The 18,425-nt window shown below is 57.6% G+C and carries 15 protein-coding genes; 8 read left to right on the top strand and 7 right to left on the bottom strand.

The features are described 5' to 3' along the window. Positions 1–731: 731 nt before the first annotated feature. On the bottom strand, positions 732–1,169 hold the full coding sequence (locus VAE57_RS18320; protein WP_322823267.1) for a CBS domain-containing protein: 438 nt from the start codon (positions 1,167–1,169) through the stop codon (positions 732–734). 247 nt (positions 1,170–1,416) lie between these two features. Here VAE57_RS18320 and VAE57_RS18325 point away from each other — a divergent pair, with 247 nt between their 5' ends. From VAE57_RS18325 to VAE57_RS18340, 4 genes are all read left to right on the top strand, one after another. Then, positions 1,417–1,632: a hypothetical protein gene (locus tag VAE57_RS18325; RefSeq protein ID WP_322823268.1), complete on the top strand. Its 216-nt coding sequence runs from the start codon at positions 1,417–1,419 to the stop codon at positions 1,630–1,632. A gap of 5 nt (positions 1,633–1,637) precedes the next feature. Beyond that, positions 1,638–4,016: a histidine kinase gene (locus VAE57_RS18330; RefSeq protein ID WP_322823269.1), complete on the top strand. Its 2,379-nt coding sequence runs from the start codon at positions 1,638–1,640 to the stop codon at positions 4,014–4,016. 160 nt (positions 4,017–4,176) lie between these two features. Continuing rightward, complete coding sequence (locus VAE57_RS18335; protein ID WP_322823270.1) at positions 4,177–5,439, top strand: DUF418 domain-containing protein; 1,263 nt, start codon at positions 4,177–4,179, stop codon at positions 5,437–5,439. Positions 5,440–5,473: 34 nt separating this feature from the next. After that, positions 5,474–6,103, top strand: coding sequence for a response regulator transcription factor (locus tag VAE57_RS18340; protein WP_322823271.1), 630 nt, complete (start codon positions 5,474–5,476; stop codon positions 6,101–6,103). Between the two features lie 222 nt (positions 6,104–6,325). Here the strand turns inward: VAE57_RS18340 and VAE57_RS18345 are convergent, their stop codons facing one another. The 6 genes from VAE57_RS18345 to VAE57_RS18370 form a co-directional block, all read right to left on the bottom strand. Next, entirely contained in the window at positions 6,326–7,447 is a 1,122-nt protein-coding gene (locus tag VAE57_RS18345) for a sodium ion-translocating decarboxylase subunit beta (RefSeq protein ID WP_322823272.1), read from the bottom strand. 18 nt (positions 7,448–7,465) lie between these two features. After that, positions 7,466–7,927, bottom strand: a complete 462-nt coding sequence (locus VAE57_RS18350; RefSeq protein WP_322823273.1) for a biotin/lipoyl-containing protein — start codon at positions 7,925–7,927, stop codon at positions 7,466–7,468. Positions 7,928–7,933: 6 nt separating this feature from the next. After that, on the bottom strand, positions 7,934–8,287 hold the full coding sequence (locus tag VAE57_RS18355) for an OadG family protein (protein ID WP_322823274.1): 354 nt from the start codon (positions 8,285–8,287) through the stop codon (positions 7,934–7,936). 15 nt (positions 8,288–8,302) lie between these two features. Continuing rightward, positions 8,303–9,847, bottom strand: coding sequence for an acyl-CoA carboxylase subunit beta (locus tag VAE57_RS18360; protein ID WP_322823275.1), 1,545 nt, complete (start codon positions 9,845–9,847; stop codon positions 8,303–8,305). Between the two features lie 288 nt (positions 9,848–10,135). Then, on the bottom strand, positions 10,136–10,885 hold the full coding sequence (locus VAE57_RS18365; protein ID WP_322823276.1) for a type II CAAX endopeptidase family protein: 750 nt from the start codon (positions 10,883–10,885) through the stop codon (positions 10,136–10,138). After that, positions 10,882–11,937 (bottom strand): histone deacetylase family protein, encoded by a 1,056-nt coding sequence (locus tag VAE57_RS18370; RefSeq protein WP_322823277.1) that lies wholly within the window; start codon positions 11,935–11,937, stop codon positions 10,882–10,884. Before VAE57_RS18370 ends, VAE57_RS18365 begins: the two co-directional genes overlap by 4 nt. A 434-nt stretch (positions 11,938–12,371) precedes the next feature. Here VAE57_RS18370 and VAE57_RS18375 point away from each other — a divergent pair, with 434 nt between their 5' ends. The 4 genes from VAE57_RS18375 to VAE57_RS18390 all read left to right on the top strand — a co-directional run bounded on the left by VAE57_RS18375 (position 12,372) and on the right by VAE57_RS18390 (position 18,414). Then, positions 12,372–13,397, top strand: coding sequence for a GHMP kinase (locus VAE57_RS18375; protein ID WP_322823278.1), 1,026 nt, complete (start codon positions 12,372–12,374; stop codon positions 13,395–13,397). A gap of 115 nt (positions 13,398–13,512) precedes the next feature. Next, positions 13,513–15,894: a hypothetical protein gene (locus VAE57_RS18380; protein ID WP_322823279.1), complete on the top strand. Its 2,382-nt coding sequence runs from the start codon at positions 13,513–13,515 to the stop codon at positions 15,892–15,894. 10 nt (positions 15,895–15,904) lie between these two features. Then, positions 15,905–16,762 carry a class I SAM-dependent methyltransferase gene (locus VAE57_RS18385; protein ID WP_322823280.1) on the top strand — a complete coding sequence of 286 codons (858 nt, stop codon included), beginning with the start codon at positions 15,905–15,907 and terminating at the stop codon, positions 16,760–16,762. Then, complete coding sequence (locus tag VAE57_RS18390) at positions 16,759–18,414, top strand: hypothetical protein (protein ID WP_322823281.1); 1,656 nt, start codon at positions 16,759–16,761, stop codon at positions 18,412–18,414. Before VAE57_RS18385 ends, VAE57_RS18390 begins: the two co-directional genes overlap by 4 nt. The last annotated feature ends 11 nt before the right edge of the window (positions 18,415–18,425 follow it).

Consider the following 18,425-nt stretch of genomic DNA (forward strand, 5'->3'; position numbering starts at 1 on the left):
GGTGGTGCGCTCTGACCGTCATCTGCATCGCTCTCGTGCGTTGTGTCTCGTCGCTATCATGTTGTGGTGCGTTGACCGAATTGTGAAATGAGTTCTAGAACCCATTTCAAAAAACATCTCCTGGAAGTTATCGTATTCATTCCTGACCAACCCCATGACCGTAACGAGCACATTCAGCCTCACGGTGACCAGTAGGGTCACCGACAAACCTCGCACCGGATCGTGAGCACGGCCGGTGCGGCAGCCTGGCCGCCGCACTCCAAACGCTGCGCCACGCGGATGGCGAGCGGGTAAGGCCACCAATCCAGCGCGTGATAGCACCGGAGATGGTCGGCAGACCTCCTCGCTGCCACGCAGATAGACTGGAAGCAAGATACTGTCATTGGTGGCTGGCAAGCGTGCAGGAGCTGTGCGGTAGACTCGAAGCACAGCAGCACAGCTTTTATGAAATAAGTTCTAGTATGAATGATCGATGCTTTGAGATGCACCAAACGCACTCTATGCCAGATTCATCCGCTGCGTCAGCCTGGCCGCCGCACTCCGAAACAGTAAGACGTGCAGTATAAAGTAGTTTTACCCCATGGTCTGATCTCTACAATGAGAACTCAGGATATTCTCAACTGGCTGTGAGATACTGCTTTGGGCAGTTTGTTTTGTGAACGATAAGGGATCGTCCCCTTTATCCCCATCCACACTCTGGTGAACCTGCGTCTAAAGACACTATCCCACCACTACCCATTCTCCTCGGCGGCCCAGGTGCTGGCAACCAGCCGGAAGATATCCGATTCGGTGATAATCCCGATCAACCGTCCGTTATCCATTACCGGTAGACCACTGACGCGGGCGCGGATCATCATGGCTGCTGCTTCGCCAATGGAGGCGTCGGCGGCGACAGTGATGGGGTTGGCGGTCATGTATTCGGCAACCGTCTGTCCGGCCAGGCTGAAGCGAGCGATACGGCGTTCTTCCTCGCTGCGCGGGTGGCTCATGGCCTTCTCGATGTCGCTACGGGTGATGATACCGACCAGCGTTCCATCTTTATCCACGACCGGCATCCGGCGGATTCCGCGGGTGCGCATCCGCTCGTAGGCGGCTAATACGGAGAAATCTGGCGTGACGGTGACGGGATTTTCGGTCATCCACTCAGCTACACGCTCGGTCTTTGGCATATGATGCTCCTTTAGGAGTGACTCCCTTCGTCTTCTCATCTATAGTATAGCTGTCCGGGTATCGCGACACAGAAAAGAAATGCTCACTGCCGGGGTAACTCTGGCGACGGGTGAATGTGAGGCGCTGAAAGTAGCACACTCCCTCGAAAGAGTGAGCCAGAATCGCTCGTTGCAGGGTAGCACAATCTGGTCGCCATCACTATGCTGAAGATGTGCTGGCAAGCGGAATCGCGAATGGAGTAACGGCGTGGATCGCAAGCGAATCAGACAATGGACTGGTTGGGGAACAGGTGTCCTCATTACGATGACAGGGCTATTCCTGATCGGGATGGGAGTACGCGAGCTGCTGGTGGGTGATGCGGTGTTTGGCGCAGCATTGATGATGATAGGCGCTGTCAGTATCCCTTTTGCCAACCCGTTTCGCTTCCTATCGGACGATGGTGAAGGTAGGGGAACGGAGTGACTGCTATGGATCGGGTCGAGACGGTCATGCAGTGGGTGCGTTGGGTATCGCGTGTAATCGTCGCGGTAACAGGGCTATTCCTGATCGGGATGGGAGTACGCGAGCTGCTGGTGGGTGATGCGGTGTTTGGCGCAGCATTGATGATGATAGGCGTTGTTGTTATCCCCACTGCCAGCCCGTTTCGCTTCCCGTCTGAGCGGGGTGAAGATCGATTGGCGGAGCAATCGAGCCGCAATCAGTTCACCAATCTGGTCACGCAACTGATCGCAGCCGGTTTCGGGCTGATTGCCATCATCGCTACACTGCTGATCATCTTCGGCCCGACCACGCTCAACGAACTCGGCTGGGCGGAATATGCCCTGCACTACACCGCCCTGGGTGTTGTGGTGTCGGTTGGCATGGTGTTTCTGAGCATCCTGATGCTCATGCGACACCTGATCCTGCCGCGGTTGCAACAGGAGATTGAGGAGCGGGCACAACAGCTCAGTGAGCGACAATCGCTCTTACTGGCCCAACTGCGCGAGGCGGCGGCGCAAGAGGAGCGGAATCGGCTGGCGCGTGATCTGCACGATACGATCAAGCAGCAGTTATTCAGCATCAATATCGCTGCGGCAACCGCTCAGAGCCTGTATGAACGCGATCCGGCCGGTGCTGCCCGGCACATTCAACACGTGCGTGACCTGACTCAGGCGGCGATGATCGAGATGAAAGCGTTGCTCACCCAACTGCGCCCGCAACCACTGGTAACCATTGGCCTGATCGAGGCGATCCGCGAACAGCTTGAAGCGCTCCATTTTCGGGCAGAGGTCAGCACTGCGTTGCACCACGATGGCTTCCCGGATGAAGCGTTCCTGCTGCCTGGTACCCAGGAGACGGTGTTTCGGGTTATTCAGGAGGCACTCTCGAATGTAGCCCGTCATGCTCGTGCCTGTCACGTACAGGTCTCATTCGGGCAAGAGATGGTTGCCGGCAGAGCCTGGCTGACGGTGACCGTTGCCGACGATGGGCGGGGCTTCGATCCGGCGACCAGTACATCGGGGATGGGGATGACCAATATGCGTGCCCGAATTGAAGCGTTCGGTGGCGAGCTGGCAGTGCGCTCAGCGCCACAAGCCGGAACGACAATCCAGTTTCGGATTCCGCTTGCCGACAATGAGAGTCAACACGAGAAGGAGGCACGTATGCGAGAGGAGCGTTTACAGCACATCTTCACCCTCAGTAGTTTGACTTCCGTGACCGGTATGGCGTTCATTATCGGTGGGCTATCGTTGATCATGGTACTTCAGAACGCGCCTCTGTACTTTGGAGGCATCGGTATTCTTGGTGTGCTGATCGGTATTGGTCTATTGCCGGTGATGGTGAACCGACGGCGGCGGGCACATCCCTGGACAACACATTCGATCTGGCAAACATTGCTGCGCTTCTACGACCTTTTGACGGTGTGTTTCCTGCTGTCGATTATTGCCTGGGTAACATTCTCGCTAAAGGCGTTTGCACTCACGTTTCTTCTTGGAGTCGGGGTTGCCGGCGCAGCAATTGCTCTCGTCCGCACACACCGCATCCTCAACGACCGCGTTGCAGAATGGGCAACGATATCTACGCTACGCACGCAGGTTCGGGAAGGCTGGTTCTTTCTGGGATTTGTGATCGGTTTTCAAGTACTGGTCTACAGTGGGTTGTTCGGCTCGATGCAGACAGTTAACCTGTTCCACGACACGCTTGATCGAAGCTGGTTTGTGTCGCTGCTAGCGATTGGCTATCCGCTGGTGATGCTGCCGTACAGCGTTATCGGGTTGCTCATCAGTCATCATCACCTCCGACGGCTAACAGCTCTTGAAGGTTGGTCGTCGGCGACTGAACCGGTGGTGGATAGCGGATTGCGCCGTCTGCATCGTACAGCCATCCTGCTCACGCTGGCCTACCATATCCTGTGCATCAGTGTCGGCGTGCTGATCGCATTCCAGGTGCCATTTGGCAGCGCGGCGGCGATTGTACTGGCCCTGGGAGTGTTGGTGGGCAAGTGGTGGATCGAACGCTCACTGACAGCACGAATTGTTGAGTGGTCATCTCGTTATAGTCAGTTGTCGGCATTGACGCTGTACGGTACGTTTCTCTTCACCTACATCTTCAGCTTCCTGGGGCTGCTGATCGGTGCGGCGATTGCGATCAGCCAGGGAGGGATTACTGCATCACTCCAGGATGTCGTGATCGACAGTTCACTTGCTAGTCTGCCAACCGCAGACCCGTGGGCAATTTTCGGTTTTGGCACCTGGTGGCTGGGTGTCTTCCCGTACCTGTTACTCCAGACCATCAATACCTGGCGTCGTTTGCAGATTGTGGCGCGAGAGCAAGCGGACACGGCACAATCACTGTCAGACAGATAATGAGCTGGTGTGGATGCAGAAGCTTTGTTTCTGCATCCACATGACGCAGATCGGGTTTTGTGGGAGTGCAACGCTCTCTTTACCTGGTTCGTCACATCGGTGGTGAGTAAGGATGAACTGTTCCCTGGCAAGCATATCGCAGGCAAAGGAGTAGTGTAGTATGGTGGCACATGGTATTCAACCGACGCGGAAGCACGACCGAATCGATCTTCTCGACATCTTACGCGGTTTCGCACTGTTGGGCATTCTGGTCGTCAATATGGCCATCTTCAGTTTTCCGTTCCTTGCCCTGTTCACCAGCACACCACGCGGCGAAGGGTTTGTTGACCACGTGAGCGAGATGCTTATTCTGGCGCTGGCAACCGGTAAGTTTTATCCGCTGTTCTCGTTTCTCTTCGGATTAGGCCTGTGGATGCAGATCGAGCGGGTGGAAGCAGCGGGTGGCAGGCCGGGGCGATTTATGGTGCGCCGCCTGATGATCCTTTTGGGCCTGGGGCTGATGCATGCGCTCTTGATCTGGAACGGTGACATCCTCTTTATATATGCACTGGCGGGTTTGGTGGCACTCTTGTTTCGGCGGTTACAACCACGCACCTTGTTGATCTGGGTCGCAGTGCTATTTGGGCTGCCAGTCGTGCTTGGGTTGGGATTCCTGGCTCTCGGCCTGCTGCTCGGTGGCTCCACTGCTGGCGCAAGTGGTGAGACCGATCAATTCATGGCAATGATAAGCGATCTCGAACAACGGGCCATTGCAATCTACGGTAGCGGCTCGTGGGGAGACATCTTTGTCTGGCGTGCGCTAGAGTGGATCGCCGCAATGGCGATCTACTTCTTCAGCGGGAATGTGTTGCAAATCCTGGCCTTCTTCCTGATCGGGATGTATGTCGGGAAGCAGCGACTTGCGCAACACCTGTACGAACAACCGGCTGCGCAGCGTCGGCTGCCGTTTGGCGGGATGTGCCTGGCAATCGGTCTGGTAGCTAACCTTGCGCTGGCATGGCTGGTAAGATATGGCAACCTCGATAACATCCTGCTTGGCTTACTGCAACAGGGGTTACTGATCGCCGCCCCCATCCTTACGTATGGGTATGTGGCAATGATGATTGCCCTTACCCGCAGCGATACCTGGCGACGCTGGTTGCAGCCGCTGGCAGCAGCCGGACGTATGGCATTGAGTAGCTATATTGCGCAATCGATCATCTGTACCTTCATCTTCTACAGCTACGGGCTGGGCTTGTTCGGTCAGGTTGGTGCCTTCAACGGCCTGCTGCTCAGCCTCGTGATCTGGATTGTACAATTGGGTCTCAGCGTGGTGTGGTTGCGCTTCTTCCAGTACGGGCCACTCGAATGGGTGTGGCGTAGTCTGACCTACGGTGCCCCGCAACGGATGACCCCTCGGCCACAGCAGTCGTCGGTGGTTTGACCGCCGGTTCTGGCGGGTAACAGGGAGAGACCAGATGAGTCCGATTCGAGTTGCACTAGTCGATGATCACAGCATTGTTCGGCGTGGACTGAGTGCGTATCTTGCCGCTCAACCCGATATTGTGGTTGTGGGTGAGGCAGCGAATGGCGAGAGTGCCTTGCAGATGGCATCGACCTGGCAGGCGGATGTGATTGTGATGGATGTGCTCATGCCGGGTGGAATCGATGGGATCGAGACTACCCGGCAGCTCAAGCGCCTGATTCCACACACGCACATCATCATTCTGAGCGGGTATGCCGATGATGCGCGGGTGATCGGTGCCTTGCGCGCCGGTGCGATTACGTACATCGAAAAAGAGAGTCAGCCGGAACAGCTTCTCGAAGCGATTCGGGGCGCTATGACGGGGAAGGCAATACTGGCACCAACATTGATGCAACGGATTCTCGAAGCTCAAACGTCCAAAGCCACTGATACATTGACCGAACGCGAGCGTGAGGTGCTGAAACTGGTGGCTGAAGGTCTCACCAATGCCGAAATCGCGAGTCGGCTAACAGTCAGTGAAGAGACGGTCAAAACCCACGTCGCCAGCATCCTGCGCAAACTCGGTCTGGCTCATCGCACGCAAGCGGCGATCTATGCGCTACGGCATGGATTGGTGAGTTGACGAGTACTGGTGGTGGCTGGCAGCGTAGCTTACGCATGGTGTGCTACCGTCGAATCGTTAGCAAGTGGTCGTCGGTGTTGCAGTAGGGGTACAGCATGCCGTGCCCCTAACGCATCAATGCGCTCCATCGTAGCGGAAATGTAGCCCCGCCTGAATCCTAGACTACATGTTCACAACAAATTCACCCCCTACCCCTACCTCCTATCTTCTATCTCCTACGTCCTACCTCCCCGCCCCCATCAAGGCCAACAGTACACCACCTGCCACGACACTGGCAATCTGACCAGCAGCGTTCGCTCCCATTGCGTGCATCAGCAGGAAGTTTTCAAAATCTTCTTCGTTTGCCAGCTTCTGCACCACTCGTGCCGCCATAGGAAAGGCACTGATTCCGGCGGCACCGATGATGGGGTTGAACCGTCCACGGCTCAGGAGATTCAGGAATTTGCCGAACAGAAGGCCGGCGGCTGTGTCGAGAGCAAAGGCCAGAATACCCAGGGCCAGGATCGCCAGCGTTGCCGGTTGCAGAAAGCGCGTTCCCTCCATGGTTGAACCAATCGCCAGGCCGAGGAAGAGGGTGACGATATTCGCCAGCTCCTGGGCCGAGGTGTTGGTTAAGCGCTGAACAACCCCCGACTCGCGCATCAGGTTGCCCAGCATCAGCATACCGATAAGCGGAATGGCGAAGGGCACCAGAATACCCACAATCACGGTAGTCACGATGGGAAACAGAATACGTGTGCGGCGGCTGACCGGACGGGTGACGTATGCCATCCGAATCTGTCGTTCTGCCGGTGTGGTGAGCGTGCGGATAATCGGCGGCATAATCACCGGCACCAGCGACATATAGCTATACGCAGCGACTGTGATCGGGCCGAGGAGGTGGGGAGCCAGCAGGCTGGAGACATAAATTGAGGTTGGCCCGTCGATGGCACCGATAATTCCAATCGAGGCGGCCTCTTCACGACTAAACCCCAGTGCCAGTGCGAGTAAGAGCGTACCGAAGATGCCAAACTGCCCGGCAGCCCCCGTCAACACCATGCGTGGGTTGGAAAGCAGCGGACTAAAGTCGGTCAGCGCACCTATCCCGATGAAGATCAAGAGGGGGAAGAGTTCGTTACCAACACCGGCATTGTAGAGGATGGTCAGTAAGCCATCCTCACCTGCTAACGGCGAGAGCGGGAGATTAGCCAGGAGCGCACCGGCACCAATTGGCAAGAGCAGCAGCGGTTCATACTGATGCACTATCGCCAGATAGAAAAGCAGGGCGGCAATCCCTATCATCACCAGTGATTGCCAGGAAAGCGCACCAATGCCGGCGAAGATGCTGGCGATCAATTCACTCATAGATCGTTCCATTCTCTGTTATTCAATCTGAGCCAGCGGTTCACCGTACCCGACACTTTGCCCGGTTTTGACCAGGATGGCAGAAATGACGCCATCACGTGGTGCACCGATGCTGTTATTCATCTTCATGGCTTCCAGGACGATGACCGGTTGACCGCGTTTGACCCGTGTACCGGGAGTGACCACGATCTGCAAGATTGTGCCCGGCATCGGTGCCCGAATAAGCTGATCGCTAATGGCCGTTGGTGGCGGAATTGACGGTGTAGGCGGTGCGGGCGGCGGTGTTGGAGCGTTCGGTAGCGGTGGTGACACAACCGGTAGCGGTGCCGAACGGGGTACAGGGTCGCTTACCTCACCGCTCTCGGTCAGTTGCACCTCGAATTCGCGGCCATCGAGCTGGACGATAAAGCGGTCGCTTCCCGTCTCGGTGACAGCCACCGTGTAGGATTTACCGTTAACTGTTAATTGATAGCGGCGCATAGCGTTCTATCTCCTGCGCTGCCAGCTCTGATTCTGGCGCGTGCGACCGGCGGCAACCCAACGACTGGCAAAGAGCAGACTCCCCGGCCAGTAGCTACGGACAGTTGGTGCAGCTTCCTGACGCAGGGTTGCTGCGTGGAGACGCACTGCAATGGTAATAGCGACAAGTTCTTCCGGTGAAAGCGAGCTGGCAGTCGTTCCCTCTGGTTCAGGTTCTGGTGTCAGGTCTGGCGATTCTACGGCGGCTGGCTGATCGAAACGAGTGAGCAGGTTGAGAATGCTCCACAGTAATGCCAGGACACTAAACACCAGCCCCATCCCTGTGACGGTGATGCTCAGGCCAAAACTGAAATCATTCATCGCCTTGCCCCCAGCTTATGATGGGTACAACCCGTGTTTACGGGGCGGATTCTGCTGCACTTTGGTACGCAAAATCTCAAGCGCACGGATTAGCCGTGGTCGGGTTTCAGCCGGTTCGATCACCTCGTCAATCTGTCCCAGATCGGCGGCGTGATAGGGGTTGAAGTACCGGCGGCGGTAATCAGCGATAAACTGCTCCATCAGTTGGGCAGGATTCTTGGCGGTGCGCAATGCTTCGCGGTGCAGAATGCGCACTGCACCTTCAGCCCCCATGACCGCAATTTGGGCCGAGGGCCAGGCAAAGTTGAGATCGCAGCGCAACTGTTTGCTTGACATTGCGACATACGCTCCCCCAATTGCCTTGCGCACGACAACCGAAATCTTGGGCACGGTAGCTTCGCTATAGGCGTAAATAATTTTCGCACCGTGACGGATCACACCGCCGTACTCTTGCTCTACACCAGGCAGGAAGCCCGGTGTATCGACAAAGGTGATGAGCGGGATATTAAAGGCATCGCAGATACGGACAAAGCGGGCAATTTTATCGCTGGCGTCGATATCAAGCGCACCGGCCATCACTGCCGGCTGGTTGGCAACAATCCCGACGGCGTAGCCATCAAGACGGGCAAAGCCAACCACAGCATTGGGAGCGAAGAGCGGCTGGATTTCGAGAAAGCTATCGTAGTCGCAGATCAGGTTGATCAGGGTATGGATGTCGTATCCCTGCCGCTCGTCTGCCGGTACCAGACTATTGAGGGCCAGTTCAATCCGATCAGCGCGGTCGTAGGGCATGATCTGGGGTGGGTCTTCATTGTTGTTCTGAGGCAGATAGCTGAGCAGCCGCTTGATCAACTCAATCACGGCCCGGTCGTCGGCCGCCGAAAGATGTGCAACACCGCTGCGCACGCAGTGTACCGCCGCGCCACCCAGCTCTTGGGTCGAAAGTTCACGCCCGGACACCGCTTTGATCACATCAGGCCCGGTCAGGAACATATACCCGGTTGACTCCGACATAATCACGAAGTCGGTCAAGGCCGGCGAATAGACAGCGCCACCGGCGCAGGGGCCAAGGATCGCCGATATTTGCGGCACAACACCAGATGCCATGACATTGCGCACGAAGACTTCACCATACGCCGCCAGGGAGCGAACGCCCTCTTGAATGCGAGCACCACCTGAGTCGTTCAACCCGATGATAGGAATACCGCTCTCGATAGCCAGGTCTTGCATGCGACAAATCTTATTCGCCTGCACAGCCGAGAACGATCCACCCATCACGGTGAAATCTTGCGCGAACACGGCGACGCGGCGGCCATTGATCTTCCCGAAACCGGTCACGATCCCATCACCAGGCATCTGCTGATCGTCATCACCGATAGGGCTGCTGGCAAGGGATCCAATCTCTTGAAATGAGTTGGGATCAAGAAGCAATCCCAGACGCTCACGAGCCGTCAATTTTCCGCGGGCGTGTTGTTGGGCAACGCGCTCAGGGCCACCACCTTGCAACGCTCGTTCGCGTAGCCGACAGAGGGTTGCGAGCTGTTCTTCAGGAGTTTCCACTACCACACCTCATTGTATGCTGTTATTGCAGGCAAAGGCAGTATAGAAGAGATCAGGGGGGTGGCGAGGAAAAGAATTCGCTACTACAGGCAAATGTTTAGCGACGAACAGTATCGGCGTGGTCAGATGAGGGGGAAGGCTGGCGTTGCACGTGGGACAGATGAACGATTCACATAACGCCACCCAGACGTCTGGCTCTGGCTGTTCTGGAAAAGGCGACGTGGCACAGGTTGAATCCTGTGCTACGTCGAAGCGTTTTCGCGCTATATTGCTGTATGCAAGCCCGGTCTACCCGGCACCTCCACCTGTGGCCAGCACAAACGCCATCGCCAGCAGTGCCAGCGTGTTTTGCAGCATGTGAAACAAAACGCTAGGCCAGATCGAGCCACTCTGCTCGCGCAGATAACCGAGACACAATCCGGCCACGAAGAGGCCGGGCACCAGCACCGGAATGAAATGGACGACGGCGAAGATCGCGGCACCGAGTACAATTGTGACCGCAGCACTGAAGCGACGGCGCAGCAGGTGGTGGAGTACCCCACGGAAGAAGAGTTCTTCAACCAGGGGCACAATCCCGACCACCAAGATCAGGAGTGCCAGTAACTCACTCAGGCCAAATGGTTGCCCCCCAGAAAGGCTGTCGATCTGCGGGTTTTGGAACTCACCGAAGAGCAAAACCACACCGAGATTGGTTAGAAACATCATTCCCATGCCAAAAATGAATACCGGCGGAACGAGGGCCAGATGTATCCAACCCGGCCATTGAAGGCCCAGATCACGCCAGGCGGCACGCGGCCCGATCACGGCCAGGATCGCACCGCCGATGATTAGGTAGAGTAACGCACCCGCCAGGTAGACCGGTAAGCTGATCAACCCGCGTGATGTATCCCAGTTGGCGATGTCGGTTACGAAGCGCAGGCCCAGTATCGTAAGCGAGCCGCCAACCCCAATGATTAACAGGGTGATGAACAGATCGCGCCAGCCCCACCCCGGCCTCAGCGACGGTTGTGGCTGGTCGAGCGAATTATCGTTGATCATGCTGTGAAAACTCCTTGTAGCAATGCCACGACATTGGCACCCAGGGCTGCGAGCGCATAACCACCTTCTTGCACCACCAGGGTTGGCAGACCGAGTTGGGCAATTGATCGACCGATCGTGCGGTATGCTTCGGTGGTGAGCGCAAACCCGCCCAGGGGGTCACCGGCAAAGGTGTCGAAGCCGGCAGAAACCACCAGGTAGCGCGGGCCGTAATCGGCAATCGCCTGCAACGCCTGATCGAGTGCACTGAGATACCCGACATCGTCAGTTCCCGCCGGCAACGGGAAATTGAGATTGTACCCTTCGCCGGCCCCAGCCCCGCGCTCGTCGGCGTAGCCGAGGTAGTACGGATATTCGTAAGCCGGGTCGGCATGGAGCGAGACGGTCAGCACATCATTGCGTTCGTAGAAGATGCTCTGGGTACCGTTGCCGTGGTGATAGTCAATGTCGAGCACAGCAACAGTCGGTGAACGCAATGCCCACGTTGCATCACCACTCGTCTGGCTACGCGCCAGGTAGTCGGCAGCCAGCGCGGCGTTATTCAGGTAGCAGTAGCCACCGGCCATCGCCGCCGCAGCGTGGTGTCCCGGCGGGCGGCAGAGGGCATATGCACGAGTATCACCAGCGAGCAATGCCGCAGCGCCGGCCAGCGCCGCCCCCGCCGCCGAACAGGCAGCGGTGAAGGTGCCGGCGGTGATGGGGGCGCTCAGGTCAAAGGTGTAGCGCCCGGCAGCCGCCTGCGGGCAGTCGCTGCGCAACCGTAACCCCGGCAATGGCCACGCCGATGGAAAGACCGGCACCGACAATCCGGTAGCCTGCCAGCGTGCGCTGCTATTAGCCAGATACTCCAGATAGTCGGCGGTATGGATTGCCGCCAGATCAGCGATAGTGGCAGGTGGAGCTGCTATTGGCGCGGCAAAACCTGCCTCTGCCAGTGCAGCCAGGATGATCGCGACCCGCTGCGGTGTTTCGGCATAGGGCACGACACGACCGTCGAGTATCTCGAACGGCGGGTTATGATGATGATGATCGGAACTCAGAAAGATGTTCATAGCTATATTGTAACGCAACTTGGTGCGCTGATGGGGTTGGCAGGGAGGAGATAGGAGATAGGAGATAGGAAAGGCTCATGTTCAAACTCGGTGCAGTAGGGTACACTCATACGTGCCCTTACGCCGCAGTGAACCCCAATGAGTGACCGTTTGCACCACTTTTGAACATGAGCCAATAGGAAATAGGAGGGAGACGAGCGGAGAGAGTCCGCTCTTACCCATCGGCAGGCCAGCCCCGAAGGGGCTTCCACGGCTTGAGGCATGGTTTTCAACGCCGCCCCTTCAGCACACCCGCCCCCGCTTACCGCCGGTAGTGCAGCCCTGCCGGCCTTCCACGTCGTGAGGCAGGGGGAGGCACCCGCCGATCTTACACCCTACTATCCCGTCTTCTGCTATACTGACGCCGCGGCATTCAGATGTGGCCGGAGGAAGTGATGAAAATCTATAAAGCTCGCGCACCGATGCGTATCGGCTTTTTCGGCGGCGGTACTGATGTCAGTCCTTACGCTGAAGAGTACGGCGGTAAGGTGTTGAACTGCACCATCAATCTCTATGTCCGTTGTATGCTGACCACTAGCACCACACCTGGTATTCTGATCCGTTCACTCGATTTGCAAGAGGTCAGCCGGCAGGTGAGTGATCGCGAATGGAACGGCAAGCTGGCGTTGCCGCAGGCGGTGCTCGATGCGCTACCGCAGTTGCGCCCGACAACGGCTGGTTACAAGATTACTATGTTCAGCGATGCACCACCTGGCTCCGGTCTTGGCTCGTCGTCGGCGCTGGTGGTCAGTATGCTGAAACTGCTGTATGCAGTCGCCGGACAAAATGCCGATCCGCATCAACTGGCCGAACTGGCGTACCGGATTGAACGGGTCGATCTAGGCATCCCCGGTGGTCGGCAAGACCAGTATTCAGCCGTGTTTGGCGGTATGTGTGTGTATCACTTTGGCCGGGATCGGGTGATTGTCGAACCGGTGCTCAGTGACCAGACGGCATTGCTTGAGCTGGAAAGCTGCCTGATCCTGGGATATATCGGTGACCGTCAGTTACTCACTCGTCACCTGATGACCGATCAGGTGCAACGGTTGGTCAAGGGCGACACCTTACGCCTGCATCACGAAACCAAAGCCTTCGTCGATACGGCAGCCCGTCTGCTGCGTGAACAACGGATTGCCGATTTTGGGCGACTGCTTCACGATGCATGGGAAGTGAAAAAGGCGTTTTCACCCCACATTGCGCCCCCCATCGTTGAAGAGGTTTACGCCCTGGCCCGTAAGCACGGGGCCTGGGGCGGTAAAATTTCGGGTGCCGGTGGTGGTGGGTTCATGGTCTTTGCCTGTCCCTTCGACCGGCGGCTGGCTATTGAGCGGGCCTTAACCGAGGCTGGCGTGGTTGTCCGTCCATTCTCGTTCGTGACTCATGGTGTGCAGTCGTGGGTGGTCGAAGAGCCGGATGTGTAGGTGATGCACTGTACCCACACCCCGACCTGCAAGGCAACCCGGTGAGCGTGGTACAATGCGGCGATGATGTAACAATGTCAGGCGCAGTATTCGCGCTCATCAGGTATCGTTAACGATGACAACTTCTATTTGGAAACGAGTTCATCTGACAACTGCTCATAGTCAGACGCGCCGTCTGTCGGGTGTCGTGCTACCCGCATTCTGGCTAGCGGTACTCACGGTTGTAGTGCTTATTGTGAGCTACACGGTGCGCCCGCTGGTCGTGGTTGATGTAGGCGATAACCGCGATGGCGCCTTTTTGGTAGATTTCAATGCGCGCGAGATCGACGCAGCCGGCCCATTCGAGCGGTTTGACTGGCCGATGGGTGCGGCCTCGGCTACTGTCCCCGGCAATCGCCAAGGGGTGTGGCTGGCGCGTATTGTAGCCCGGCCTGATGCCGATCCGATCATCTTGCAGCGCGAGTCGGCGGCAGCAGTGAATGGGGTGCGCGTCGAAATGCCACGCCGCAGCAGTAGCGAGATGTTCGTCAAAATTCCGGCCCATATTGCTTCGGCACCGACCCTCACCTTTGAGCTGGTCTCGGCACTGGTCGGTGGCGAGACACCGCCTGCAGGAGTACCGCTGGCTGTCGAGCTGGCACCGGCTCGCACCTATCGCTGGAGTACCGATCAGAGCGAAATTCACTTTCCGCGTCTGGGGCAGGGTACCTGGATTGTACGGCTGGATGCGGTTGTCGCCCACCCCGATGGCTCACCGGTCAATGGCCGTATCCAGGTCAACGGTGTCGAGCTGGCACGCTTACCGGAACAACCACAGTTGCGCCGTCTGCAATTGCTGGTGCCAGCAGCGTTGATGGGGAGTGGCGATCTGACTGTCTCGTTGCAGGCCGATCCGTTTCGCGATCCGCGTCCACTTGGCGTATTGATCGCTGATGTTGCCGTGGCTCCGGCTGTCAGTCCCTTGCCGGCAACAGTGATGCCACCGCCGATGGCGCTCGGTCTGGGGCTGTTTATTGTTATCGGGATGTTTGCCTGTCTCGCACTGCTCACGGTCGACCTGCAGCGACGCTGGTGGCTCGATGCCACCGGCTGGGCAGCAGTTGCAATGGCGCTGGTCGTCGTTGGTGCAGGCTGGGCACTGGTGGTCTATCGCTTCCCCGGTGGTCAGATGATCGACCGTCTGGCTGCGCTGACAGCGCTGAGTCTGGCTCTGACGTTGCTGATGCGACCGCTCACGCGCTGGCTGTTGCGGCAAACCGGCGTCAACGTTCCCCCTGCGTTTACGGCGACATTGCTGATCGTGTTCCTGGTGGGATTCTGGCTCAAAGCGATTGGCATGCTCTATCCGTACTTTGTCGGGATCGATGTCTTCTGGCACATGGACAAGGCGCGACGGATTTTGTTTGATGGCGCTTTACCACTCTACTATAGTACCAACAGCCCACTGAATGAGACGACCATGCCTGTGGCTGAGTGGGGCCGGAACCCGCCGGTGATTCCGTATTCACCCTGGTTCCACATCCTGGCGACTGCCTATGCCATCTTTCCATGGCCGATGGAAATGACGGCCAACTTCGTAAGCCTTTTGATGGATATGTCGCGAGTCGTGTTGATCGCAGCGATTGCGTTGAAGGCGGGTTTGTCACAGCGCGTAGCGCTGCTGGCAAGTGTGACATATGCAGTGTTGCCGGTGACCTTTCTGCTCCATATCTGGGGGAATGTGCCAACCGCCGCCGGCTTGTGGCTTAGCCTGCTGGTGCAGACAACGATCCTGCTGGCGTGGGATCGGCTGGGTGAGTGGAAGGTGCAGGTCTGGTTCGTGCCGCTGCTGCTGTTAACCTTCCTGATTTACACGGTCACCGGAGTCTTCACCGGTATATTCCTGGTGGTGCTGACCCTGCTCATCTGGCTCAATGCCCGGCGTGGTCCGGCCTGGCAGTCGTTGCTGCCGGGATTACGTCCGCTGTGGGTGGCGACGGCAGCGGCTATCGGGCTGGCAATTGCGATCTATTATGGCCAGTACTTCCAGCCTATCGTTGAACGAACACTGCCGTACATGGCGACGGTCTTTACCCGTGGGCCAGAGACGGTCGGTGTGTCACGGCCACCATTCCTGGAATATCTCTGGTCATTCGTACCCCACCTTGGCTACCATATCTGGCCCAACCACTACCTGTACTACGGTTTGGCGATTCCGCTAATCTTCTTCGTGCCGGGGTATTGGGCAATGCGCTCGCGGCCACTGCTCTGGCTGGTGGCGTCAGCCTGGGGCTCAGTGGCACTGCTCTTCTTAATCGCCGGCTATCGTATTTCGATGGTCGATAAACAGCTCTTCTACCTTATCCCGCTGATCTGTCTGGCCTGGGCGATTATGGCTGATCGATTGTGGACGCGCTGGCCGGGTCGGTTATTTGTGCTGGCGACGCTCACCCTCTCGCTGGGGAGTGCGCTCTGGTTGTGGGTGATGCGAATCAGTATTTCGCCGGTACAGAATTAGGTTCGTCGGTATGAGCGAATTGATTGAACGTATTGATGAACAACTGGCTGCGGCGATTGATCCGTGGCTGCAACACATGACCTGGCGACGCGATTTTGCCGCCTGGCGCGAGCGCCGGTTGCATCAGGAACAATATCAGACTGAACGCCTGGCACAGGTGCAGCAGGTGATGGGACTAGTGTCCGGCCTCCGTATCCTCGATCTGGGGGCCGGGATGGGTGGATTTGCAGTGGCGGCAGCACTGGCCGGAGCACAGGTCACCGCCTGCGAATACAATCCGGCGTACTGTCGGATTATTCACTTGCGGGCAGCCCGCTATCAGTTGCGCCTGCCAATCATCAACGCAGCCGGTGAAGCCTTGCCGTTGCCAGACGCAGCGTTTGATCTGGCAGTTGCCTGGGACGTGCTCGAACACGTTCAGGACCCAATTGCCGTGTTGCGCGAGCTGGCGCGGGTATTGCGACCAGGTGGACATGCGTTGATCACTGCCATCAATCGGCGAGCCTGGATTGATCCGCACTACCACATGCGCGCTATCAACTGGTTGCCCAGACCGGTGGCCGAACTGGTGATCAAACTACGCGGACGAACCAAGCGTGGCGCGGCGTTTCGCGATATGCAACGGCTCAGTTCAATGCACTACTTTCACTACCACGAATTGGTACGCATTTGTGAACGGCTGGGCTTTCGCGTCACCGATCTCCGCGAACAGTCCTTGCTGGCCGGCAAATTGCCGAGTCGCCGACCCTTGCGGCGGGTAATCCGGCGTGTCTTGCGCCAGATCGGGTTCGAGCAGACGGCGTATCGCTGGCAGCGACGCTTCTACACCGGGATGTTTGAACTGGACCTGCGCAAGGAGGGTGTATGACGGCGCAGCGTCCGTCGCTGGCGACCCAGGTATCGCGGGCGGTGTTGTGGAATACCCTCTTTGCGCCATTACGGTTGCTGGCTGAAGTTGTCGCTACCCTGGTCAAGCTCAACCAGCTCTCACAGGCCGGTTTCGGTTTGATTACTCTGGTGCGCGGAGCCAGCAACCTGTTCGGGACAGCCCTTGATCTGGGGATCGCCCGTGCGCTACCCAAATACATTCCAGAGACCGAACGTATCGGTGGCGCACGGGCCGCACGGCGGCTGTTTCTATTGGTCACTACGTTGCAACTGACGATCCTCGTGATCATTGCCATCGCTTTGATCGTTGCCCACCGGCAAATTGAGAGCTACCTGCAAGGACTCCTGCGCGGTGACATGACCGTTGAGGCAGTAGCCCGGGTTGAGCTGAGCCAGTTTGTGGCTGATTTTCACTGGCTGATTATTGGCGCGATTATCATTCTCTTGGGGCTGGGGGCGCTCTACGATCTGCTGATGGCGGTTCTGAGTAGCTTCTTTCGGCAAAAGGCGTGGAACAGTATTGCGCTGGTTGCCGGGTTGCTCCCGCAAATCCTGGTCGTCGTTGCCATCCTGGCCCTGCCCGACCGCTGGGATATTCTGGGGGTGTTGATCGCAATGGTCATCGCACCGACCATTGCTGTGGCGCTAGCAGGCTGGCAGGTGTGGCGCCTGCAAGCCGGTTTGACCGAAGAGTCTGCCTCTGGCATCCTGACCGATCTGCGTGACAGTCTACGTGATCTGCGTCGGGCACTCCCCCCCGGTTTTGTCCGCTATGCCGGCGTTTCGTATGTCATGACGGCGACCGATTTTATTGCCAGTTTCGAGTTCATCAACTTCTTCAATAGTGATATTCGTGATGTCTCGTTACTGGCTGCCGGTGCGTTGCTGGTACGCATGGCACTGAGCTATCTCTACACACCACTGGTTGGTGTGCAGGTACCGTTGTTCACGCGGGTGCGCCAGGGTGAAGGTGGCACCACCAACGGTGCCTACCAGTCGCTGATCCGTCTGCAACTCCTGCTGATGGCACCGGGCGGGGTTGGGTTGATGCTGCTGGCCGGGCCAGGATTGCTGGTCATCAGTCCCCAGTATCTCGACGCTGCACCAATCGTGTGGGTGCTGACGCCCTGCCTGTTTGGCGAGAGCATGCTCACCACCGCCCATAATGCGCTCATGGTCAATGAGCGCCTGGGAACGGTGCTCACTGCCCGGCTGGTAGCCCTACTGACGGTGATCATGCTTGGATTCTGGTTGCCAGCGCAGTTTGGTCTATTGGGCATGGCGCTGACGTTTGGCCTGGCGCGCATCGCGGCCGGTCTCTGGGTGACGATTGCCGGTATGCGAGGGCTGGGCTTGCGCTGGCCGTGGCGTTTCACGCTGCGCGTGAGTGTTGCGACAGCGCTGATGGGGCTGGTGGTCGCCATACTGCGTAACCTGATCGTCTTGCCGGCAGGTGATGTTGATCTCCTGACACGCCTTGGTCTGGCACTACAATTGCTGATACTGGCCGGAGCCGGTGCACTGATTTTCCTCATCGCACTGCGAATGGTTGGCGGTCTGGAACCAGTAGACCGCGATCACGTGTTGAAATGGCGACTCCCATTCCGCAGCGTGATTCGGCGCCTGATTTGAGGGACTCTGTG

It is taken from the genome of Chloroflexus sp. (assembly GCF_034434295.1).
In the GTDB taxonomy this organism is placed as follows: domain Bacteria; phylum Chloroflexota; class Chloroflexia; order Chloroflexales; family Chloroflexaceae; genus Chloroflexus.